Genomic DNA, 20981 nt, shown 5'->3' with positions numbered 1-20981 from the left:
CCGATTGCTCGGTCCGGCTACTCAGTTGCCGGACACATCTGCCGCGTCCGCGGGGATTTCGGACTCCATCTCCGGCGCCAGGAAAACCATCTGCGCGCGGAGTGACTGGCTCGCGTTGAACAGCGGCGTGAGATCACCGTCCGCCGTGAGCTCCGACGCCTTGTCCGCCCAGGCTTCGGGGGTGGTTTCGGCGGCCTTGATCCGCGGCATCGCGGTGATGACAGTTCTGGCGGCCGCCAGGCCACCGACCTCGAACGCTTCGCCGTGCACAGTGGTGTCCTGGTGCGCAAGCCAGGTGACAAAAGCCGCGACGGCATCCGCCGGGAACTGCTCGCGCATGAGCTTCTGGATGACCGGGCTGCCGTTGCCGAACGCGTCTTCTGTCATCGGTGTCCAGGCAACCGGCAGCAGCGTGGTGACCTGTACGCCGACCTCACGGGCCTCGCCGACGAGAGAATTGCCCAGCCCCCAGACCGCCGCTTTGGCCGCTCCATAGGACGTGTCGTTGGGGATGCCCATCAACCCGTTCGAAGAGATGTTGATCAGCCGTCCGCTTCCGGATTCGATGAGGTGCGGCATCGCGTGGCGCGCGACCTCGACGACACCGCGGAAACTGGTGTCGAAAACTCGCCACCACAGATCGCTGTCCATTTCCCAGAAGCGGCCGTACGCGTTGATACCGGCATTGTTGACGACGATATCGAGGCGCCCGAAACTGTCGATCGCCGTCTGCACCAGGCCCGCCGCTTCGGTGACGATATCGTGGCTGTCGGGGACTGCCGTCCCGCCTGCCTCGGTAATTACCTGCACCGTTTCCTCGGCACGAGCTGTGGCGATATCGTTCGCCACGACTCGGGCACCGCGAGAGGCGAGCATGATGGCGTGCTCGCGTCCCATTCCCTGCCCTGCTCCGGTAACAATGGCCACTCGACCGCCGAAGTCGAGTTCGCTCTGTCCAGTCATTTCATACACCTTTGTAGAGTTTGTGGATTATCAGCGCGGGTCGATGAATTCGACCGCTAGGCATTGGGAGTATTGACGTAATCGCGTCGGGCTTCCGGCGGAAGATATCTTTCCTCCGTGCTCTGCACGTATTCCGGCGACGGCCGTCCGAGGCGAGCACCCCATCCGAAGTCGTAGGCAGTGCCTTTCGCCTCGTTCATTTTCTCCACATATGCCGCGAAGGGGGTGGCGTCGCCGGCTTCCTTGATATCGAGGAGCAATCGCCACACCTCGTGGACCCCGGGCAGGACGAACGGCACTGCCTCGATCGATTGACCCACCGCGGTCAGCTCGGCGAGCGGACGACGCCCGATGAGATCGGCACCCATCACATAGTTGGAACCGGGTGTTTCTTTCAGCGCCAGCTCGGCCTGCTCCCAGGTATGGAAGCCTTCGAAGAAAATGACATCGACCCCGGTCTCCGCGCGGTAGAGCTGTGCGCGGCGGATCGCCTCGTCGACACTGCCGCCGGCCGCACCGAATCCGTCGGTGCGCGCGACGATCACGAAGTCGGCATCCAAACGATCCCGGGCGTCGACCGCCGCATTGAGCCGCCCGATCGCCTCCGCATCGGATACGAGTTCGATTCCGGTCGTCCCACCGGACTTCTTGGGCTCCCGCTGATCCTCGATATGGATTCCCGCCACGCCGGCATCGATGAACTCCGCGACAGTGCGCTGGACATTGATGGGGGCGCCGAAACCCGTATCGGCATCGCAATATACGGGAATATCGGTGCTTCGCGCGACGCGTTTCGCGTGCGCCACCACCTCGGTCAACGTCAACCAGCCGACATCGGAGGCGCCCTCGGCCCACCATGCCGACATCCCACCCGAGAGTTCGAAGGCCTCGAAGCCCGCGTGCTGGGCCATCTGAGCGTGGATCGGCAGCGATCCGAACGGTACGACCACGGTCTCGGGCCGCTGGAATATCTCGCGCAGCGCCGCACCCGGCGAACTCGGACCCATGATTACTCCTTCATCCTGATTGCCTTGTTCGAATTTCTGGGTTGCGGTCGCTATGCGCCGGCCTTCGAATCGTTGTAGCCGATCGTCACCACGATGTAGACGCAGTCCTCGTCGTACGGGTTCTTCCAGGCGTGCGGTACGCCGCCCATGACGAGGAGGTCACCCGGTCCGAGGGTTCGCACTTTTCCACCGGGGAGCTCGAGGTCCACTTTTCCCGAGATCACCACTTCGTAATCGATGGTGTCGCTCGCGTGCATATTGGGATCGCCGTCGTCACCGGTACCGGCCATACTCGGGTCGAGCTGTTCGGGATCCAGTTCGTTTCCGGCCGAACGTGCCGGGAAACTGCTCACCCCGAAGGTCGAGCCATTCGGCCCGGCCAGTTGAACGCGGCTGGGCGGCCGTCCGATGTTCTCTTTACTGTGTCCGCCTTCGACAGCCCAGTAGAAGGCCCCCTCGGCGATACCCGGCATACTTATCTCGGCAGGGCCGCCGACCTCGAGAAAATCCGCTTCGCCCGAGTCGGTGGTTCCCGCGACTATCAGGCGGAATTGTTTGGGATCCGGAAAAGTCATCTACCTTCACTCCTTTGTAAAGGATCCGAGCCGTTGTCAGGCACGAAGTCCGGCACTGCGCATCAGCGGGAAAATCTGCTCGTTGAGCCGGTCCAGGCCCTCGTCGTAGTCGACGAGCCCGGTGCAGACACCCGCGATACCCGCATCGGACAGCTTCTGGAGCCCTTCGACGATCATCTCCGGCGTGCCCACCAGCGGAACCAGGCCGGCCCGCATGAAGGTGCGGATGGATTCGTCCTGCTTGAAGTCCTCATTACGTTTGAAATCGTCCCAGCGCATACTGCGGGCATCACCCGAGGCGATGATCTGCTGATACCGCACGGCGCTTTCCCAGTCGCCCTTTTCGTCGACGACGTATTTCACGTAGTCCTGGGCCTCTTTCTCGGTGTCTTTGCAGATGATGTGCACACCCGCCCAGAGATCGAGGTCCGGCCGGCCCGCCTGGTCGGCGTTCGCCCGGACTTTCTGCGTGACCGGTTTGCTGTTGTTCACATCGGTGACCATGATGAACAGGATGTTCGCGTGCTGGAACGCGAATTTCTGGCCCGCCGGGCTCGCGCCGGCACTCATCACCATGGGTCCGGGTGATTGCACGGGCTTGGGATAGGCCTGCGCACCACCCAGCTTGAAGAACTCACCGTCGAAGTCGAATTCGAATTCCTCGCCCTCGTCGGCCCAGAGTCGCTCGACGATCGTCATCCACTCTTCGGCCATCTCGTAGCGCTTGTCGTGCTCCGGGAGTTCGAGACCGAACATCTTGTACTCCGGCTGGTGGTAGCCGGCGACGGCATTCAACCCCATCCGGCCGCCACTGATGTGATCGACCGTCGCGCTCATTTTCGCCGCCATGAGCGGATGGACGAACGGGACGTGACAGGTGGCGAAGATCTGGATGTTCCGCGTGGCCGCCGCCAGTCCCGCCGCCCAGGTGAAGGTCTCGTGCTGCCGGCCCCAGGGCCGGTCCGGCCCGGAAAGCCCCTGCCAGCGAGCGATCGGAATGAACCCTTCCACGCCGTAGGTGTCTGCTTTTTCGGCGAGACCGCGGACCTCGTCCCAATTACCGAGTTTGATCGTGTTCTCGGCGAGTGTCAGGCCGCCCTGACCGGTGGAGACATTTGCCCCGAAGATCGCGAACTTGAACTTGTTCGGTCCGTCGATCATGGGCCGCTGATTTCGTTCCACTGTGTGATCGGCGACGAATTCACGCGGTACATCGCTCTTGATCAGTTCGGGGGTACTCATCGAGTTTCTCCAGATCTTCGTGATTCCGGGCGCCGGAAAGCACCCGTGGTGGGTCGGATTGCGCGATACGCGTTCGCCGTCGCGACACAGGGCTGAATGCCGGCGAGTCCGCCCGCTCGTTTGGCGCTCGGTGCACGGCGAGTCATATCGCACGTCTACTGGCTCGTAGCCGAGCGCCTGGGCGGTGCCGATGCACTCCGTCCGTCGATCTTCTTCCGGGCCGGTGCGTCGGTGTCTCAGCTCACATTCGCTGTGTTCAGGTTAGGAGCGGCCGCCGCCACACCGGCACGGTATTCGACGCCAACAAGGTGAGAAAGTGCGTCAAGTACGGCCCTTCGCCGCCCGCTGGCGCGAGATACAAAGCTTCTGGCGGGACTCCATATGGCCGACGCACGCAGGCTCGCAGCAGCATCGAGTGGTAGCCCCGCCGGGCGACGGGCCGCCTCCCTTTCCAATTTGGACGGAACATGTCAGTATGGTCGGCGTCACATGGCTGAGCGACTGTGCTCGCCGAGTGCTCGCCCCATACCCGGTCATCGCCGGGCGGCGAGCACTCATTTCCGGTTGCGGCAGCAGGACGCCGCCTCGGTTTCTCTCTCAGAATGGAGCATCAGCAATGGCGGGACGTATGGAAGGCAAAGTCGTCTTCATCACCGGTGCGGCGCGCGGTCAGGGCCGTGCCCATGCCGTCCGCCTTGCCGAAGAGGGCGCGGACATCATCGCGGTCGATATCTGCGCGTCGATCCCCACCGTCGTCCAGTACAGCGGTGCCACAGCGGAGGACCTCCAGGAAACGGTCCGTCTCGTCGAGGCGCTCGGCCGGCGGATCGTCGCCGAGCAAGCCGATGTCCGCGACCTCGAGCGGCTCCGGCAGGTCGTCAGCGCCGGCGTGGCCGAGCTCGGCCGGCTCGACGGTGTGGTCGCCAACGCGGGCATCGAAATCTTCAAGCCCTGGGACAAGTTCAGCGAGCAGGAATTCCGCGATGTCATCGACGTCAATCTCTTCGGAGTGTGGAACACCGTGCAGGCGACCGCGCCGGTACTGGTCGACGCCGGGAACGGCGGATCGATCGTTCTCGTTTCGTCGGGCAACGGGCTCAAAGGGGGTCCGTTCAATCTCCCCTACACCGCCTCGAAGTTCGCTGTGACCGGGATGGGCAAGACCCTCGCCGCCGAGCTGGGCAAGCACCGGATCCGGGTCAACACCGTGCATCCCGGCCCGGTCGACACCGAGATGTCGCGGTATATCGCGCCCCTCTTCGGTGAGATCGCCGCCGGCAACGAAGCCCTGTTGGGCACCTACGCCCATTTCCACCCGGACAGCATGATGGACCCGGCCGAGATCTCCCATGCCGTCGTCTACCTGCTGTCCGATGAATCCACCTGGACCTCAGCGCTTTCCTTGGCCGTCGACGGTGGCGTCACGGCGTTCTGACGTGGTGACCGACCACAGGAAACGAACAAGCTGGAAGGGACTCGGCCGACACCATGGACCTAGTCGTCGAGAAGAACCTCAGGGTCGCGATGCGCGACGGCGTGGAACTCGCCACCGATGTCTACCGTCCGGCCACCGGCGGGCCGTTCCCGACTCTGCTCGAACGCATTCCGTACAACAAGGAAAGCTACGGGATGATCAGCGGCTGGGTGGATGTGCTGCGCGCGGCACGGGAAGGGTTCGCGGTCGTCGTCCAGGACACCCGTGGCCGCTATCAGAGTGACGGGACCTTTCGTCCGTTCGCCGACGAACGGACCGACGGCGCGGACACCATCGCGTGGGCGGCCGGCCAGGCGTGGTCGACCGGCTCGGTGGGCATGTTCGGCAGCTCCTACACCGGCGCGACGCAATGGCTGGCGGCGGCCGAGCGGCCACCGGCCCTGGCCACCATATCGGCCGCTGTCACCTCTCGTGACTACTACGACAGCTGGCTGTACCAGGGGGGTGCGTTCCGCCTGGGATTCGCCTTGCAGTGGGTCACTTCGGCACTCGGCCTCGGGGAGCTGCTCCGTAACCCCTCGGTCGAGGAGAATCGTCTCGCCGATCTGCGGCGAATGCTCGACAACATGGACGACGTGTTCCGCACGCTGCCGGTGCGCGATCACCCCACGCTGACCGCCATCGCGCCGTACCTCACGCAGTGGCTGGACCACCCGGACCGCGACGGTTACTGGGAGCACTTGTCGGCGGCTGTTCCGGACATCCCGGTGCTGAACATCGGCGGATGGCACGACCTGTTCCTGGGCGGCACGATCGACAACTATCTCGCCCTGCGCGCACGCTCGGACCGGCCGGACGCCCGGCGCCAGCGGTTGATCATCGGCCCGTGGGCCCACGGAGCAACCAGCGGTGTGTTCCCCGAGCGGTCCTTCGGGGTGCAGGCGGGGGCGGACGCGGCCGATATCACCGGGGTCCAACTGGCGTGGTTCAAGGAGCACCTGGCGGGCTCTACCTCGACAGTTCCGCCCAGCCCGGTGCGAATTTTCGTCATGGGACCCGATATCTGGCGCGACGAGCCGGACTGGCCCCTGCCGGACACCGAATACGTCGACTACTTCCTCGGCAGCACGACCGATGCCCGAACCAGCGGCGGCGACGGCACGCTGTCCACCACGACCGGCTCGGCGGCGGCCTCCGACAGCTTCGTCTACGACCCCGCCGACCCGGTCACGACCTGTGGCGGCGCGACATTTCTGCCCGGGCTGTTCATCGGCGCCAACGCCGGCCCCCGGGACCAGACACGCACCGAGTCCCGTCGTGACGTGTTGTGTTACACGAGCGCGCCGCTCGACCGATCACTCGAGGTGACCGGCCCGGTCCGGGCGAAACTGTACATCTCGTCGAGCGCGGCCGACACCGACTTCACCGCGACGCTGGTCGACGTCCACCCGGACGGCCGGGCCGAACTCGTCTGCGACGGCATTCTGCGGTGCCGCTACCGGACATCGACGACTCGGCCGGAATTCCTGGAACCCGGTGCGGTCTACGAAATCGACATCGACCTCGTCGCCACCGCGTACATGTTCGGCGCCGGGCATCGGCTGCGGCTGGACATCTCCAGCAGCAATTTCCCGAAGTACGACCGCAATCCCAATGCGGCGATCCCGGTCGCGGATGCCCGCCGTGAGGACCTGGTGGTTGCCACCAACACCGTGTGGCACGACGACACCCGGCTGTCGAGGCTCGTGCTTCCGGTTGTCCGGCGATCGGCGTGATGGGTCCTGCCCGTCACGACAAAGGCTTGTAATGATGCATTTCGACCTGAGAAAGGTTCGGTTATGAATTCGGTGGACTATGACGCTGTTGTGGTCGGTGCCGGTGCGGGCGGTATCTACGCGGTGCACAAACTGACCCAGGAGGGGTTGCGGGTCATCGCGTTCGAGGGTGCGCCCGAGGTGGGCGGGGTCTGGTACCACAATCGCTATCCCGGAGCGCGCGTCGATATCGAAAGCTACTTCTACTGCTTCCCGGACGAGGAACTGTATCCGCGGTGGTCGTGGAAGGAACGCTATCCGGCGCAGCCCGAAATCCTGGCGTATCTGAATTTCGCCGCCGACACCTGGGGCGTCCGTCCGCATATCCGATTCTCGACCTGGGTCACCGGCGCTCGGTGGGAGCCGGCGGCGCACCGCTATAGCGTCACCACCAGCAGTGGCGAATCGGTCACCGGACGCTACCTGATCATGGCGTCGGGCCAGCTCTCCAAAGCCCGCACACCGGCTTTCCCCGGACTCGAGGACTACCGCGGCCGCTGGGTCCAGACCTCGCACTGGCCGACCGACCATGTCGAGACCGCGGGCAAACGTATCGCCGTCATCGGCACCGGGTCCTCGGGCGTCCAGGCGGTACCCGCGCTGGCGCGTGACGCCGAGAACGTCACGGTGTTCCAACGTACCGCGAACTACTCGGTGCCCGCCCAGAACGGTCCGCTCGATCAGCAGAAGTACGCCGACCTCGCCGGCCGGGTCGCCGAGATGCGGGAGGCGATCCTGCACCATCCGACCGGCTCGGATATCCCCCTCGGTGCCGGTCCGGCCGGCTCCTTCACCCCGGAGGAACAGCAGGCGCTGCTGCGGGAGCGCTGGGCCCGCGGCGGGCACACGATGAATGCCGTTTTCAGCGATCAGGGCACCGATATCCACGCGAACACTATCGTGGCCGATTTCGTGCGGCAGCATGTGCTCGATACCGTGCGCGATCCCGTAACCGCCGACATACTGACGCCGCGCTCGTATCCCATCGGCTCTCGGCGCCTGTGCGTGGATACCGGTTACTACGAGGCTTTCAATCAGAGCAATGTGGATCTGATCGATGTCAAGGCCGACCCCATCGAACGGATCACCCCGCAGGGAATACGGACTCGCGATCACGATCTGGAATTCGATCTGATCGTGTTCGCTCTGGGCTTCAGCGCGTTCACCGGAGCCCTCGACGAGGCCAATATCCGCAACGAATTCGGCGAGCGACCGACCGACAGGTGGGCTCGCGGGCCGCGCACTCTGCTCGGGCTGATGACACGCGGGTTCCCGAATCTGTTCCTGCTCACCGGACCCGGAAGTCCCTCGGTGCTGGCCAATATGATCCTGGACAACGTCCAGCATGTCGACTTCGTCGCCGATCTGCTGCGGCATATGGGCGAACGGGGTCACACGAAGGTCGAACCCGAGGAAAAGGCACAGGACGAGTGGACCGCACACGTGGCGGAGGCCGCGTCCAACCTGCTCCGGCTCAACGTCGAAAACTATATGGTGCACGTCAATCGCGATGACGGCAGCAGGGTTTTCATGCCCTATGTCGCGGGACTCGACCGCTACGTTGCCGAATGCGACAAAGTCGCAGCCGACGATTTCGCCGGATTCGCACTCTCCTGAGAATTTCGCCGCTCGACCCCGGCCGGCGCCGCTCTTCACCGTTCGTCCATCGATCCCCAGAAAGGACGTAAACCCCATGAAATCTTGGCGATTTCACGGCACCGGCCGGCCCCTGACCCTGGAAGAGGTGGAAACACCACGCGCGGGCCCGGGCGAGGTCATCGTCGATGTCAAGGCCGCCGGGTTGTGCGCCTCCGATATGGGGGCACTACACGAGCCGGAATGGATGGCGTCGTTCCCGCGGCTGCCGATGACACTCGGGCACGAGAACGCCGGCGTGATCAGCGAAATCGGCCCCGGGATGGACCGATGGCAGGTCGGTGACCGAGTAGGGCTGGCGCCGATGATCCCCGACGGCGATGCCATCGGCTACGGCACCTGGGACGGCGGCTACGGACCCAAAGTGCGCGCCACCGAGGCGAACCTCGTCCGCCTGCCGGCCGAACTGTCCTTCGAGCTGGGAGCGGTGGCGACGGATGCGGGCCTGACGGCCTACCACGCCATGGTCGCGCTCGGCGGCGCGACGGAGGGTATGCGGGTCGGAGTGATCGGCCTCGGCGGTCTCGGCTACCTCGGTGCCCGGATCGCCGTGCTGAAAGGCGCCGAGGTGTATGCCGCCGAAACGAACCCGGCCACGAGGGAACTGGCTGCCGAGATCGGGCTCGCGGGCGTAGCCGAATCGATCAGCGAGTTCGCGGACAAGGATTTGCCGCTGATCGTGGACTACGCCGGTTTCGGGACCACCACCGCACAGGCAGTGGAGGCACTGCCCGAGTCCGGGGCCCTGGTGCAGGTCGGCCTGGGCCGGCCGGAGGCCACGGTGAACACCCAGGCGATCATCTTCAAGCAACTGAAGATCCTCGGCTCCCTCTCGGGCACCCGGCAGGACCTCACCGAGTTGTACGAGCTCATGCGCGGCGGCGAACTCGAGCCACCGATCCACCGCATCACACCGGATCGCATTCCGGAAGGACTGGAACTCCTCCGGCAGGGTGGGGTCGTGGGTCGCCTCGTCGCCTGCTACGAGGACTGAACGGCGAATTCGGCACCGAAGAGGAGGAGGACCATAGATGAAGATCGGCATTCTGGGCACCGGGCATATCGGAAAAACCCTGGTCGCCACGTTGAGCGCTGCCGGGCACGAGGTGAAGGTGGCGAATTCTCGCGGCCCGGAGACGATCAGGCCCGACGTACTGGCACAAGGTGGGCGCGCGGTGACCGCGGCGGACGCGGTGCTCGACGTCGATATCGCGATCGTCTCCGTTCCCCTGAACCGCCTGCCGGATATCGCCCCGCTCATCGGCCGGTCGGGATCGAACACAGTCGTGATCGACACCTCGAACTACTATCCGCAACGTGATGGGCGTATCGATGCCCTCGAGGACGGTCGTACCGAGAGCCTGTGGGTCGCCGACCAGCTGGGCCGGCCAGTGGTCAAGGCATGGAACGCAATCGGCTCGGATTCGTTCGCGAAGAAGGGTAAACCGGCGGGCAGCCCGGATCGGATCGCCATCCCCGTTGCCGCCGACGACGAACGCGACCGAAAGATCGCCTCGGCCCTGGTCGAGGACACCGGGTTCGACGGGTTCGACGCCGGGGTTCTGGCCGAATCGTGGCGGCAGCAGCCCGGCACGCCGTGTTACTGCACGGACCTTTCCCGCCAGGAGATGCCGGGTGCGCTCGCCGCCGCAGACCCGGCTCGTTCGCCGAAGCGCCGGGATCTGGCGTTCGAGGCCGTCCTGGAACGGATGAGCGGTAGCGGCGCGCGGGACCCGGGTGCCGACTATCTCGTCCGCCTGAACCGAGCGCTGTTCCTGTGAACCCGTACCCGGGTGAGCGGATATCGATCGCGGTTGTCGATCGCTGCTCACCCGGGTACTCGATATCGATCCGGCTACGGATGCCGGCCCGGCTGTCGCGGGAACTCGGTCGGCGGGCTCTGAACCCAGTCCAGATAGATCGGATCTTCGGGATACCAAGCGCCCCAGTGCGATACGCGTGGCACATCGACGATATCCCAATCGGAGTCGATCGGCCGGACATCGATCCAGTCCCAGACACACGTGCGGTGCAGGATCTTCCACACACCGTCCCGCTTCTCACACAGATCGCGATAACGGCCGGCCTGGAACATGGTCACTTCGGGCTCTCTGAACGGGACCACACAGACGAACATGCTCTCCCGCTTCGCCCGGTTGCCCTCGATCTCGGACAGGACGTTCGAGACATGATGGTTGCAGCTGTAGATCTTGTCGTGCCAGGTCATCGCCGCATCCGCCCATCCCTGGCCGCCTCCGACGTAGGCACCGTGGTCGTCGAATGAATCCGGCCAATACGTCGACCGCATCAGCTCACGGTCGTGCCGGTCCGCGCCCCGCACATACATCATCAGGTTGTCGTGCAGAGCCTGCTTGTCGTACAGCTCCATCAGCTGTGCGTCTGTCAGTGCCATCTGTTCCATTCCTCCCACGTGCGGCCACCCGATGCGGCCACGGCCGGCTGTTTCAGGGTCATCGCACAAGGCGCGGCGGAGCGCAGTACCGGCCGAGGTCGATACGCCGGAATGTCGAGCGCACTACCGCCGCGACCTGTTCGCAGCTATTTGATGAGGGCACCCGCATCGACAGGCAGCGATACACCCGTGATGTACCGGGATTCGTCGGAAGCCAGGAAGAGTACGGCGTTGCTGACATCCACCGAGTCCACCCAGGGGATCGGCAGGGCGTTCACCGTCTGGGAGGCCGGTGCGAAATCTTCCCTCGTCGGGTGCTCGAGATCGGGCCGGAACAGGCGGCGCATCGCCTGGTTCTGGATCATGGGCGTATCCACCTGCGTGGGATTGACCGCGTTCGCACGGATGCCGTGCGGGGCCAGTTCCAGCGCGAGCGAGCGCATCAGCCCGATCACCCCGTGCTTGGCCGCGACGTAATGCCCGATATTCGCGTACGCCTTCACGCCCGCCGCGGAGCTGGTGAGAATGATCGAGCCACCCTTGTTGGCAATCAGGTGGGGAACCGCAGCCTTGGCCGTGTGCCAGACGCCGGTGAGATTGATATCGATCATCGTCTGCCATGTCGCGCCGTCGTATTCCCAGACGGACTGCGGCCGGCTGGTGATCCCGGCGATGCCGGCGTTGGCGCAGACGATGTCCAGCCCGCCGAACTGCGCGGCGCCGTCGTCGACCACTTTCTTCAGCCCGTCGTAGTCACGGACGTCGACCTTCCTCGCCAGGATGTGCCGGCCCAACGCTTCGACGTGCTGCACAGTCTCGGCGAGATCGGACTCGGTAGCGCCCTCATACGGGCTGTCCGGAATGTTGTCGCAGATATCCACGGCGATGATGTCCGCGCCTTCTTGCGCCAGCCGGATCGCATGGCTGCGGCCCTGGCCCCGTGCCGCGCCGGTGATGAAGGCGACCTTGCCCTCGAGCTTTCCCATGACGTTGCGCTCCTGTTGTCGGGTCCGGTGATAACGCGCGGCCTCGTACCGCCGCTCGGAACGGCCCCTCGAGAGTGCTTCACCTCATCGAGGGGCGATCCGGATGTGACCCCCACCATACTGACATATATCGTCCAAATTGGGAAGTGCACCGATCCTCTTCTCTCAATTCCGCAGACAGTCGCCCCGCCAGAAGGCAGATCGAATCTCGAACTGATGTTGATTTGGACGGTTTTGGTCCGTATTGTGACCTGGGGCCGCCCGGCCGGGCATCTTGTCCGTCGGCGGGTCACCTCGACCGACAGGAGATTTTCACGATGGAACTGGACAACACGGTTGCGCTGGTCACCGGCGGTGCGTCCGGCCTCGGGCTCGCCACCACCGCGGCATTGGCCAGGGCAGGCGCGCATGTCGGCGTACTCGACCTGCCTTCCTCGTCCGGGGCCGGAATTCAGGAAGAGCGCGCGGGGGCAGTGACATTCGTGCCCGGCGATGTGACTTCCACCGAGGACGTGACCCGGGCACTGGATATCCTGTCCGAGCGTGGTCCTCTGCGCGTCGTGGTGAACTGTGCGGGAATCGGTCCCCCCGGAAAGGTTCTCGGCAAGAACGGGCCGCTCCCCCTCGACGACTTCGAGCGCATCGTCAGGATCAACCTCTCCGGCACGTTCAACGTCATCAGACTCGCGGCCGAGCGAATCGCGGCGACAGATTCCGTGGACGGCGAACGGGGCGTCATCATCAATACTTCCTCGGTCGCGGCTTTCGACGGGCAGATCGGTCAGCCTGCCTACGCCGCGGCGAAGGGCGGAATCGTCTCCATGGCCCTGCCCATCGCCCGGGAACTCGCGAGACACCAGATCCGCGTTGCGACAATAGCTCCCGGCACATTCGACACCCCACTGTTGAAAACGCTGCCGGAAGACATCAGACAATCCCTCGGCGCACAGGTTCCGCATCCGTCTCGACTCGGAGATCCGGCCGAGTTCGGTGCGCTGGTACGCCACATCGTCGAGAACCCGATGCTCAACGGCGAAGTCATCCGCCTCGACGGTGCGATCCGGATGGCACCTCGCTGACACTCGGGCGCGAAAAGGTCACGACATGAGGAGCCGTCTGCGGTCGAATGCGGATCGCCGGCTCTTGCGGAACCCGCAGAGAACTTCGATGAAAGGCACGTCAGCATGACCGAAGCTGTGATCGTGGATATCGTCCGCACCGCATCGGGAAAGGGAAAACCGGGTGGCGCGCTATCCGGTGTCCATCCGGCGGATCTGCTGTCGACTGTCTTGTCCGCCCTGGTCGACCGGACCGGGATCGACCCGGCACTGGTCGACGATGTCATCGCCGGTTGCGTCGGACAGGCCGGCGACCAGGCACTCAATATCGCCCGCACCGCCCTGTTGAACGCCGGCTTCCCGATCACGGTGCCGGGTACGACGGTGGACCGCCAATGCGGCTCGAGTCAGCAGGCCGTGCACTTCGCCGCGCAAGGGGTGATCGCGGGGGCCTACGATATCGCGATCGCGTGCGGTGTGGAGTCGATGAGCCGGGTACCGATGGGGACCGCCGTCGGCGACGGCAGCCCGCACGACCCCTTGGCCGGTCGCTTCCCGAGCCTGCCGCATCAGGGCATCGGTGCCGAACTGATCACCTCCCGGTGGAAGTTCGATCGCACTGCACTGGACGAATTCGCGGCACGTTCACACCAGCGTGCGGCCGAGGCCGGCGCGAACGGGGCATTCGACACCGAAATCGTGCCCGTCGCCCGGCCCGACGGCACGCTGCACACGGTCGACGAGACAGTCCGTGCCACCACCTCGGCGGCGAAACTCGGCACGCTACCGGCGGCATTCCGGGACGAAGAGTTCAGCAGGCGCTACCCCGAAATCGGCTGGGCCATCACCCCCGGCAACTCCTCACCGTTGACCGACGGTGCTTCGGCAGCGCTGATCATGAGCGAGGAGACGGCCGCCCGGCTCGGCCTGGCCCCCAGAGCGCGCCTGCGCCATTTCGCGGTCGTCGGCTCCGACCCCGAGATCATGCTGACCGGCCCGATCCCGGCCACCGAGAAGATCCTGGCCCGGTCGGGCCTCACCCTCGACGATATCGACGCCTACGAGGTCAACGAGGCGTTCGCACCGGTTCCGATGGCATGGCAGGCTGCCTTCGATGCCGACCCCGCCAAACTCAATCCCCGCGGTGGCGCCATCGCACTCGGACACCCGCTCGGGGCATCCGGAACACGGCTGATGACCACGCTGGTCAACCATCTCGAAGCAACCGGCGGGCGGTTCGGGCTACAAACCATGTGTGAAGGCGCAGGCATGGCCAATGCCACGCTCATCGAGCGGGTCTGAGCAGGGTCCGGCCACGCACGCTGATTCCGCGAGAGCGCACTACCCGGCCTGTGCGTTCGCCGAGGACCGCGCCGACGCACTGGTTCCGCCCTCTGGTTGCGGTGAGCACTATCACATACCCTGGTTGTGATCGGGCCATGGCAGTGACAGGGGGAATGCCTTGCAAGAGTTCTCGGTTGCGGTCGTCGGGTCTTTCTTCGGCGCGCTGGGTGGTTTCCTCGCCAACCTCGCGATTGCACGCCGAGCCGAACGCCGGAACATCACCGGTTCGCTGCTCGCCGAGTTCCTCTCCGACAGCTTTCTCCCCCACCGCATCGCGGTGGCAAGCCTGTGGCGGCGGGTGAATGAGGGAACCGTGAACGCCGAAGAGGTCGCCGCCGGCTTCTGGTACCCCGGGACCGGCGCCTATTACACCGGCGAACTGTACGGATCACTCAACGAACATCAACACCTCACTGCCTACATCGCCTACATCGCCTACATCGTCCGTCTCTCCGACGCGCTCGACCGCGGGCAGCTGGATCGCAAAACTATACGGGCCACGCTGGGAATGCATCTGCTGTGGGCAGATTCGCTGCTACAGCAGGTATCGCAGGCCGCAGGCCGGCAAGCGCAACGCCACAACGTCCCCATTCCGTCCTGGATCGGCGCCGCCGACCGGGTCCACCAGGAACTCGTCGTCTCGGCGAACGCTTCGAGATAGAGCCAGCACCAACCGAATCGATTCCCGGCCACATCGAGTGCGAGTGGTGGCTATCGCCCGGTGGATGCGCGCTCGATCAGATCGGGGCGGTAGCAGATGTGTTCCGGTTTCCCTCTCGCGCTGTCGGCGGTGGCGACGAGCAGGTCGATGGCCGCGGAGCCGATTTCCGCGCGGGGCTGGCGGATGGAGGTGAGCGGGACGACAGCGGATTGTGCGAAGTCGATATCGTCGTAGCCGACCAGTGCGACCTCGTCCGGTACCGCGATACCGCGGAGGGCGAGGGCCTGCATCACGCCGATGGCGAGCAGGTCGTTGACGCAGAACACCGCATCCGGGCGTGCCTGGGCGGGCAGATCGGCGAGCCGTTCGCCCGCTTCCCGGCCGGCCAGGACGGTAGGCGCGGGGGTGTCGATCGGGACCAGGTCGACACCGGGGTGGTCGGCGGCGGCTTGGCGGGCGCCGGTGCGGCGGTCGGCGACCTGGGTGAGCGAGGCGGGACCGCCGACGACGGCGATGCGGCGCCGGCCGATGGCGCACAGATGCCGTACTGCCAGGTCGCCACCGGCGATATCGTCCACGGCGACCGAGGAGAAGGGGGTGCCGTGGCCGTCGCGGTCCACCAGCACCACGGGTATACCGCGCCGGTGCAGCGCGGCCAGGCGTTCGTGGTCGTGGCCCGACGGGGTGATCATGAGCCCGAATATCCGCTGTTCGTCGAAGGTGTCGAGGTAGCGGCGTTCGCGGTGGGGGTCGTCGTCGCTGGAGCCCAGCAGCACGACGAGGTCGTGGTCGGCGGCGCGTGACTGGGCGGCGCGCGCCACGTCGGAGAAGAAGGGATTACCGATATCGAGCACGACCAGGCCGACGCAGCGGGAGCGGCCCGCTTTGAGCTGGCGAGCCGCGTCGTTGCGTACGAAACCCAGCCGATCGATGGCGGCGAGAACCCGGTCGACGGTGGCGGGCGCGACCTTGTCGGGTGCGTTGAGCACATTGGAGACGGTGCCGACCGACACCTGGGCCGCGGCGGCGACCTCCCGCATGCTCACCACTGGCGCCGGCACCTCCACTGTCCGTGCAGGCATCGCTGCGGCCTGCTCATCCCCGATCTTGGTCGGGTATCGGTCGCGGGGCAAGCCTGGTCAACTGGGTGACATGCTGCGGTGTCAGTTCCTCCAGGCAGGTAACGCCGAGCAGTCGCATGGTGCGTTCGATCTGTCCGGTCAGGATTTCCACGGCGCGGGCGACACCGGCTTCGCCGCCGGCCATGAGGCCGTAGAGGTAAGCGCGGCCGATGAGGGTGAAGCGGGCGCCGAGCGCGATCGAGGCGACGATATCGGCACCGGACATGATCCCGGTGTCGAGGATGATCTCGGTGTCCTTGCCCAGTTCGGACGCCACCTCGGGGAGCAGGTGGAACGGTATGGGTGCCCGATCGAGCTGGCGGCCACCGTGATTAGACAGCACGATACCGTCGACACCGGTATTCACCACGGCGCGCGCGTCGGCGAGGGATTGGATGCCCTTGACCACGATCTTGCCCGGCCATTGGTCCCGGATCCAGGCCAGATCGTCGAAGTTCACCGTCGGGTCGAACATGGAGTCGAGCAGTTCGGCGACGGTGCCCGACCAGCGGTCCAGGGAGGCGAAGGCGAGGGGTTCGGTGGTGAGGAAGTCGATCCACCAGCGCGGCCGGGGCAGTGCGTCGAGCACGGTGGCCGGGGTCAGCGCGGGCGGGATGGACATGCCGTTGCGGGTGTCACGTAGCCGGGCGCCGGCCACCGGGACGTCTACGGTTACCAGCAGGGTGTCGAAACCTGCGGCGGCGGCGCGTTCCACCAGGGCCATGGAGCGGTCGCGGTCTTTCCACATGTAGAGCTGGAACCAGTTGCGGCCGTGCGGGTTCGCCGCGGCGACGTCCTCGATGGAGGCGGTGCCCATGGTGGAGAGCGAGAACGGGATGCCGGTGCGGCCGGCCACCCGGGCGCCGGCGTATTCGCCTTCGGTCTGCATCATCCGGGTGAAGCCGGTGGGGGCGATACCGAACGGCAGCGACACCGGTGCGCCGAGTACGTCCCAGCCGGTGGTGACCTTGGAGACGTCGCGCAGGATCGCCGGATGGAATTCGATATCGAGGAACGCCTGCCGCGCACGGTCCAGTGAGATCTCACCTTCGGCGGCGCCGTCGGTGTAGTCGAAGGCGGCGCGTGGGGTGCGGCGCTTGGCGATTCGGCGCAGGTCTTCGATGGTGAGCGCGGCATCGAGCCGGCGCGCGACACCCACGCGCGGCTTCTTGAACTGCATCAGCGGCGCGAGATCGCGGGGTTTCGGGAGTTGTCGTTTCATCAGCCTGCTTTCTCGACGGGTTCGGTGCACGGCGCGTACCGCTGCGGTGGGAATGCGGTGGCCACCTCGGCGCGCAGCACGTCGACGTCGCCGTGCAGCAGCCCGTGGGTGCGGGCCTGTACCAGTATGTTCCCGATCGAGGTCGCCTCGACCGGTCCGGCCATTACCGGGACACCGGTGTGCTCGGCCAGCAGCCTGCACAGCAATTGATTGCGGGCGCCGCCGCCGACCAGGTGGATCGTGCGCACCGGGATGCCGGTCAGCTCCGCGGCGGTCCGCACGCCGGCGGCGAAGGCTGCGGCGAGACTTTCGACGATGGCACGCACCATCGGAACCGGACCGTCCGGCACCGGCAGTTCCCGGGCGGTGTACCAGTCGGCGATCCGGCCGGGCATATCGCCGGGGGTGAGGAATACCGGATCGTCCACATCGAAGACGGCCGCCGGGGCGGGTGCGTCGGCGGCCGCGGCGAGCAGCCGGGCGAGGTCCACCGTGCGGTCGGTGCGCTGCCAGTGCCGCACCGATTCGCTGAGCAGCCACAGACCCATGACGTTGTGCAAGTAGCGGGTGCGCCCGTCGAGCCCGGCCTCATTGGTGAAGTTGGCCGCCTGCCCGGCCTCCGAGATCAACGGTGCGGGCAGTTCGACGCCGACCAGTCCCCAGGTGCCGCAGGAGATGTAGACGGCTGCCTCCGGCGCCATCGGCACCGCGGCCACCGCAGATGCGGTGTCGTGCGAGGCGACGGTGCTCAGCGTGAACGCGCGGTCCAGCCCGAAAGCCGCGGCGACACTGGGCAATATCGGGCCGAGTGTTGTGCCGGGTTCGACCACGTCCGGGAAAAGGTCCGGCAGCCCCAACCGGGTCCGCACCTCGTCGTCCCAGCGGCCGTCCAGCCCGAGCAGTCCGGTGGTGGATGCGTTGGTGCTTTCGGTGACCCGGGCCCCGGTCAGCCAGTAGCCCAGGAGGTCCGGGATCAGCAGCGCCTGATCCGCGACTTCCAGCGCACCCGACAGTTGCTCGGCGGCGAGCTGATAGACCGTGGTGAAGGGCAGGAACTGCAGCCCGTTGCGGCGGTAGAGCTCCTCCTGGTCCACCACCGCGTGCACCGCGGCCACACCGGCGGCCGAGCGGGGGTCGCGGTAGTGGTAGGGCAGACCGAGCGCCGCGCCGTGCCGGAGCAAACCGTAATCGACTGCCCACGAGTCTATTCCGGCGCCCAGCAAGGTCGGTTCCAGCCGGGCGGCCTCGGCCAGTCCGCGTCCGATATGCCGGTACAGACCGGGCAGATCCCAATGCAGCGCCTCCCGATCACCGTGCCACAGCGGTAAGGGGTCGTTGGCGAACCGGGCGACCTGCCGCATCGAGATGCGGCCGGGGCCGATCCGGGCCAGCATGACCCGTCCGCTGGTGGCGCCCAGATCGACGGCGGCGACCGCGCCGGTGCCGCTCATCGCAGGAACGCCGCGGCGACCCCGGCGTCGACCGGCACGTGCAGACCGGTGGTGTGCGAGAAATCCGAACTGCACAGCGCGAAGGCGGCATTGGCGATGTGTTCGGGCAGCACCTCACGCTTGAGCAGGGTGCGCTGCGCGTAGAACGCGCCCAGATCGGACTCCTCGACACCGTAGACGGCGGCGCGCTGTGCGCCCCAGCCGCCGGCGAAGATACCGGAGCCGCGTACCACCCCGTCCGGGTTGATGCCGTTCACCTTGACACCGTGCTCACCGAGTTCGGCGGCCAGCAGCCGCACCTGATGCGCCTGATCGGCCTTGGCGGCGGAGTAGGCGATATTGTTCGGCCCGGCGAAGACGGAGTTCTTCGAGGAGATGTAGAGGATATCGCCGCCCATGCGCTGATCGATCAGTGCGCGGGCCGCTGCCTTCGACACCAGGAACGAGCCCTTGGCCATCACGTCGTGCTGTAGATCCCAATCGGCTGCGCTGGTCTCCAGCAACGACTTCGACAGCGAGAGCCCGGCATTGTTGACCACCAGGTCCAGGCCACCGAAGGCGAGCACCGCCGCGTCCACCGCCGCCTGCACCTGCGCTTCGTCGGTGACGTCGGCACCGAATCCGATCGCCACATCGGCCGGCCCGATCTCGGCCGCGACCTCGGCGGCCTTGTCACCGTCGCGATCCGCGACCACCACACAGGCACCCTCGGCGGCAAGCCGCTGCGCGATGGCTTTACCGATGCCGGAGGCCGCCCCGGTGACCAGGGCGATCCGGGTGGCCAGCGGCTTCGGTTGCGGGCGCCGCGCCAGTTTGGCCTCCTCCAGCGCCCAGTACTCGATGCGGAACTTCTCCGATTCGTCGATCGGCTGGTACCGGGACACCGATTCCGCGCCGCGCATGACATTGATCGCGTTCAGGTAGAACTCCCCCGCCACCCGTGCGGTCTGCTTGTCCGCGCCGTAGCTGAACATGCCGACGCCGGGGATCAGCACGATCGCCGGATCGGCACCGCGCATGGCAGGCGAGTCCGGGGTGGCATGCCGCTCGTAGTAGGCGCGGTACTCGGCCCGGTATGCCTCGTGCAGCTCGGTGAGCCGTTCCTTGCACTGCTCGAGCGGGGCGTCGGCGGGCAGGTCGAGTACCAGCGGCGCGACCTTGGTGCGCAGGAAGTGGTCCGGGCAGCTGGTGCCCAGGGCGGCCAGCCGCGGATGCTCGGCACGGGACAGGAATTCCAGCACCGGCGCGGTATCGGTGAAATGCCCGACCTGGCGGCGGTCGGTGGAGGCCAGCCCGCGCAGGAACGGCGCCAGCGCCGCCGCCTTCGCCCGGCGCTGCGGCTCCGGCAGCGCCGCGTATCCGGGTAACACGGGACCGAACGGCTCGGCCTTACCGTTCGCCGCCAGGAACTGCTCGACGGTTTCGATGATCTCCCGCGAATTCGCCTCGGCCTCGTCGGAGGTATCACCCCAGGCGGTGATGCCGTGCCCGCCGAGGATGGTGCCGATGGCCTGCGGGTTGCGCCGGCGGATCTCGGCGATATCGAGGCCGAGCTGGAAACCCGGGCGCCGCCACGGCACCCACACCACCCGGTCGCCGAAGATTTTCTCGGTCAGTGCCGGGCCGTCGACGGCGGTGGCCAGCGCGATCCCGGAATCCGGGTGCAGATGGTCCACATGCGCGGCCTCCACCAGACCGTGCATGGCGGTGTCGATGGAGGGTGCGGCGCCGCCGCGACCGTGCAGCGTGTAGTCGAACGCGGCGACCATCTCGTCCTCGCGCGCCACACCCGGGTAGACACCGGTGAGGGCGCGCAATCGGTCCAGCCGCAAGACGGCGAGTCCGGCCTCGGTCAGGGTGCCGAGATCGCCGCCGGAGCCCTTGACCCACATCAGCTCGACGGGCTCACCGGTCACCGGATCGGTGTCGGAGCCCTTGGCGGAGGTGTTACCGCCCGCGTAGTTGGTGTTCTTCGGGTCGGCGCCGAGCCGGTTGGACCGGGCGATGAGTTCCGCGACCGTGGGATGGGTCAT

General features: G+C 66.2%; 18 protein-coding genes. 8 read left to right on the top strand and 10 right to left on the bottom strand.

Annotated features, from left to right (window positions below; translation table 11 throughout):
- Positions 1-21: 21 nt before the first annotated feature.
- Genes QH195_RS20325 through QH195_RS20310 form a run of 4 tightly spaced genes read right to left on the bottom strand, consistent with a single transcriptional unit; the run spans position 22 to position 3787 of the window.
- Positions 22-963 carry an SDR family NAD(P)-dependent oxidoreductase gene (locus QH195_RS20325; RefSeq protein WP_280436596.1) on the bottom strand — a complete coding sequence of 314 codons (942 nt, stop codon included), beginning with the start codon at positions 961-963 and terminating at the stop codon, positions 22-24.
- 56 nt (positions 964-1019) lie between these two features.
- Entirely contained in the window at positions 1020-1970 is a 951-nt protein-coding gene (locus QH195_RS20320) for an isocitrate lyase/PEP mutase family protein (RefSeq protein ID WP_280436595.1), read from the bottom strand.
- Positions 1971-2020: 50 nt separating this feature from the next.
- Complete coding sequence (locus tag QH195_RS20315; RefSeq protein ID WP_280436594.1) at positions 2021-2545, bottom strand: cupin domain-containing protein; 525 nt, start codon at positions 2543-2545, stop codon at positions 2021-2023.
- 36 nt (positions 2546-2581) lie between these two features.
- A complete protein-coding gene (locus QH195_RS20310) occupies positions 2582-3787 on the bottom strand; it encodes an LLM class flavin-dependent oxidoreductase (protein WP_280436593.1) in 1206 nt (401 codons plus the stop codon).
- Between the two features lie 616 nt (positions 3788-4403).
- On the opposite strand from QH195_RS20310, the gene QH195_RS20305 reads away from it, so the two are divergent.
- The 5 genes from QH195_RS20305 to QH195_RS20285 all read left to right on the top strand — a co-directional run bounded on the left by QH195_RS20305 (position 4404) and on the right by QH195_RS20285 (position 10473).
- Positions 4404-5222: a mycofactocin-coupled SDR family oxidoreductase gene (locus QH195_RS20305; protein WP_280436592.1), complete on the top strand. Its 819-nt coding sequence runs from the start codon at positions 4404-4406 to the stop codon at positions 5220-5222.
- 53 nt (positions 5223-5275) lie between these two features.
- On the top strand, positions 5276-6997 hold the full coding sequence (locus tag QH195_RS20300) for a CocE/NonD family hydrolase (RefSeq protein ID WP_280436591.1): 1722 nt from the start codon (positions 5276-5278) through the stop codon (positions 6995-6997).
- 63 nt (positions 6998-7060) lie between these two features.
- On the top strand, positions 7061-8653 hold the full coding sequence (locus tag QH195_RS20295; protein WP_280436590.1) for a flavin-containing monooxygenase: 1593 nt from the start codon (positions 7061-7063) through the stop codon (positions 8651-8653).
- Between the two features lie 76 nt (positions 8654-8729).
- Positions 8730-9686, top strand: a complete 957-nt coding sequence (locus QH195_RS20290; protein ID WP_280436589.1) for a zinc-binding dehydrogenase — start codon at positions 8730-8732, stop codon at positions 9684-9686.
- Positions 9687-9723: 37 nt separating this feature from the next.
- Entirely contained in the window at positions 9724-10473 is a 750-nt protein-coding gene (locus tag QH195_RS20285) for an NADPH-dependent F420 reductase (RefSeq protein ID WP_280436588.1), read from the top strand.
- Between the two features lie 74 nt (positions 10474-10547).
- Here QH195_RS20285 and QH195_RS20280 read toward each other — a convergent pair whose 3' ends face one another.
- Both QH195_RS20280 and QH195_RS20275 read right to left on the bottom strand, forming a co-directional pair.
- Positions 10548-11105 carry a nuclear transport factor 2 family protein gene (locus QH195_RS20280; RefSeq protein WP_280436587.1) on the bottom strand — a complete coding sequence of 186 codons (558 nt, stop codon included), beginning with the start codon at positions 11103-11105 and terminating at the stop codon, positions 10548-10550.
- Positions 11106-11251: 146 nt separating this feature from the next.
- Entirely contained in the window at positions 11252-12091 is an 840-nt protein-coding gene (locus QH195_RS20275; protein ID WP_280436586.1) for a mycofactocin-coupled SDR family oxidoreductase, read from the bottom strand.
- Positions 12092-12408: 317 nt separating this feature from the next.
- On the opposite strand from QH195_RS20275, the gene QH195_RS20270 reads away from it, so the two are divergent.
- The 3 genes from QH195_RS20270 to QH195_RS20260 all read left to right on the top strand — a co-directional run bounded on the left by QH195_RS20270 (position 12409) and on the right by QH195_RS20260 (position 15154).
- Entirely contained in the window at positions 12409-13170 is a 762-nt protein-coding gene (locus QH195_RS20270; protein ID WP_280436622.1) for an SDR family NAD(P)-dependent oxidoreductase, read from the top strand.
- Positions 13171-13275: 105 nt separating this feature from the next.
- Positions 13276-14451, top strand: coding sequence for a thiolase family protein (locus QH195_RS20265; protein ID WP_280436585.1), 1176 nt, complete (start codon positions 13276-13278; stop codon positions 14449-14451).
- Between the two features lie 160 nt (positions 14452-14611).
- Positions 14612-15154, top strand: a complete 543-nt coding sequence (locus QH195_RS20260) for a hypothetical protein (protein ID WP_280436584.1) — start codon at positions 14612-14614, stop codon at positions 15152-15154.
- A 50-nt stretch (positions 15155-15204) separates the two neighbouring features.
- Here QH195_RS20260 and QH195_RS20255 read toward each other — a convergent pair whose 3' ends face one another.
- From QH195_RS20255 to QH195_RS20240, 4 genes are read right to left on the bottom strand one after another with little or no spacing between them, the layout of a single operon-like run.
- Complete coding sequence (locus QH195_RS20255) at positions 15205-16194, bottom strand: LacI family DNA-binding transcriptional regulator (protein ID WP_280436621.1); 990 nt, start codon at positions 16192-16194, stop codon at positions 15205-15207.
- A 55-nt stretch (positions 16195-16249) separates the two neighbouring features.
- Positions 16250-17497, bottom strand: a complete 1248-nt coding sequence (locus QH195_RS20250; RefSeq protein WP_280436583.1) for an alpha-hydroxy acid oxidase — start codon at positions 17495-17497, stop codon at positions 16250-16252.
- Positions 17497-18948, bottom strand: a complete 1452-nt coding sequence (locus tag QH195_RS20245) for a rhamnulokinase (RefSeq protein ID WP_280436582.1) — start codon at positions 18946-18948, stop codon at positions 17497-17499. The genes QH195_RS20250 and QH195_RS20245 overlap by 1 nt, the downstream gene beginning before the upstream one ends.
- Complete coding sequence (locus QH195_RS20240) at positions 18945-20981, bottom strand: bifunctional aldolase/short-chain dehydrogenase (RefSeq protein WP_280436581.1); 2037 nt, start codon at positions 20979-20981, stop codon at positions 18945-18947. The genes QH195_RS20245 and QH195_RS20240 overlap by 4 nt, the downstream gene beginning before the upstream one ends.

The sequence above is a fragment of the Nocardia carnea genome, assembly GCF_029868855.1.
GTDB classification, from domain to species: domain Bacteria; phylum Actinomycetota; class Actinomycetes; order Mycobacteriales; family Mycobacteriaceae; genus Nocardia; species Nocardia carnea_A.
The sequence above is the reverse complement of the archived record's forward strand: the minus strand, read 5'-3'. Positions and strand labels throughout refer to the sequence as shown.

What these genes read in the sequence shown, in the direction of transcription:
- QH195_RS20300 (WP_280436591.1), top strand. Translation starts at nt 5,276, where the DNA reads ATGGACCTAGTCGTCGAGAAGAACCTCAGGGTCGCGATGCGCGACGGC.
- QH195_RS20265 (WP_280436585.1), top strand. Translation starts at nt 13,276, where the DNA reads ATGACCGAAGCTGTGATCGTGGATATCGTCCGCACCGCATCGGGAAAG.
- QH195_RS20310 (WP_280436593.1), bottom strand. Translation starts at nt 3,787, where the DNA reads ATGAGTACCCCCGAACTGATCAAGAGCGATGTACCGCGTGAATTCGTC.
- QH195_RS20255 (WP_280436621.1), bottom strand. Translation starts at nt 16,194, where the DNA reads ATGCGGGAGGTCGCCGCCGCGGCCCAGGTGTCGGTCGGCACCGTCTCC.
- QH195_RS20240 (WP_280436581.1), bottom strand. Translation starts at nt 20,981, where the DNA reads ATGACCCATCCCACGGTCGCGGAACTCATCGCCCGGTCCAACCGGCTC.
- QH195_RS20315 (WP_280436594.1), bottom strand. Translation starts at nt 2,545, where the DNA reads ATGACTTTTCCGGATCCCAAACAATTCCGCCTGATAGTCGCGGGAACC.
- QH195_RS20250 (WP_280436583.1), bottom strand. Translation starts at nt 17,497, where the DNA reads ATGAAACGACAACTCCCGAAACCCCGCGATCTCGCGCCGCTGATGCAG.
- QH195_RS20270 (WP_280436622.1), top strand. Translation starts at nt 12,409, where the DNA reads ATGGAACTGGACAACACGGTTGCGCTGGTCACCGGCGGTGCGTCCGGC.
- QH195_RS20285 (WP_280436588.1), top strand. Translation starts at nt 9,724, where the DNA reads ATGAAGATCGGCATTCTGGGCACCGGGCATATCGGAAAAACCCTGGTC.
- QH195_RS20305 (WP_280436592.1), top strand. Translation starts at nt 4,404, where the DNA reads ATGGCGGGACGTATGGAAGGCAAAGTCGTCTTCATCACCGGTGCGGCG.
- QH195_RS20290 (WP_280436589.1), top strand. Translation starts at nt 8,730, where the DNA reads ATGAAATCTTGGCGATTTCACGGCACCGGCCGGCCCCTGACCCTGGAA.
- QH195_RS20275 (WP_280436586.1), bottom strand. Translation starts at nt 12,091, where the DNA reads ATGGGAAAGCTCGAGGGCAAGGTCGCCTTCATCACCGGCGCGGCACGG.
- QH195_RS20320 (WP_280436595.1), bottom strand. Translation starts at nt 1,970, where the DNA reads ATGGGTCCGAGTTCGCCGGGTGCGGCGCTGCGCGAGATATTCCAGCGG.
- QH195_RS20295 (WP_280436590.1), top strand. Translation starts at nt 7,061, where the DNA reads ATGAATTCGGTGGACTATGACGCTGTTGTGGTCGGTGCCGGTGCGGGC.
- QH195_RS20325 (WP_280436596.1), bottom strand. Translation starts at nt 963, where the DNA reads ATGACTGGACAGAGCGAACTCGACTTCGGCGGTCGAGTGGCCATTGTT.
- QH195_RS20280 (WP_280436587.1), bottom strand. Translation starts at nt 11,105, where the DNA reads ATGGCACTGACAGACGCACAGCTGATGGAGCTGTACGACAAGCAGGCT.
- QH195_RS20245 (WP_280436582.1), bottom strand. Translation starts at nt 18,948, where the DNA reads ATGAGCGGCACCGGCGCGGTCGCCGCCGTCGATCTGGGCGCCACCAGC.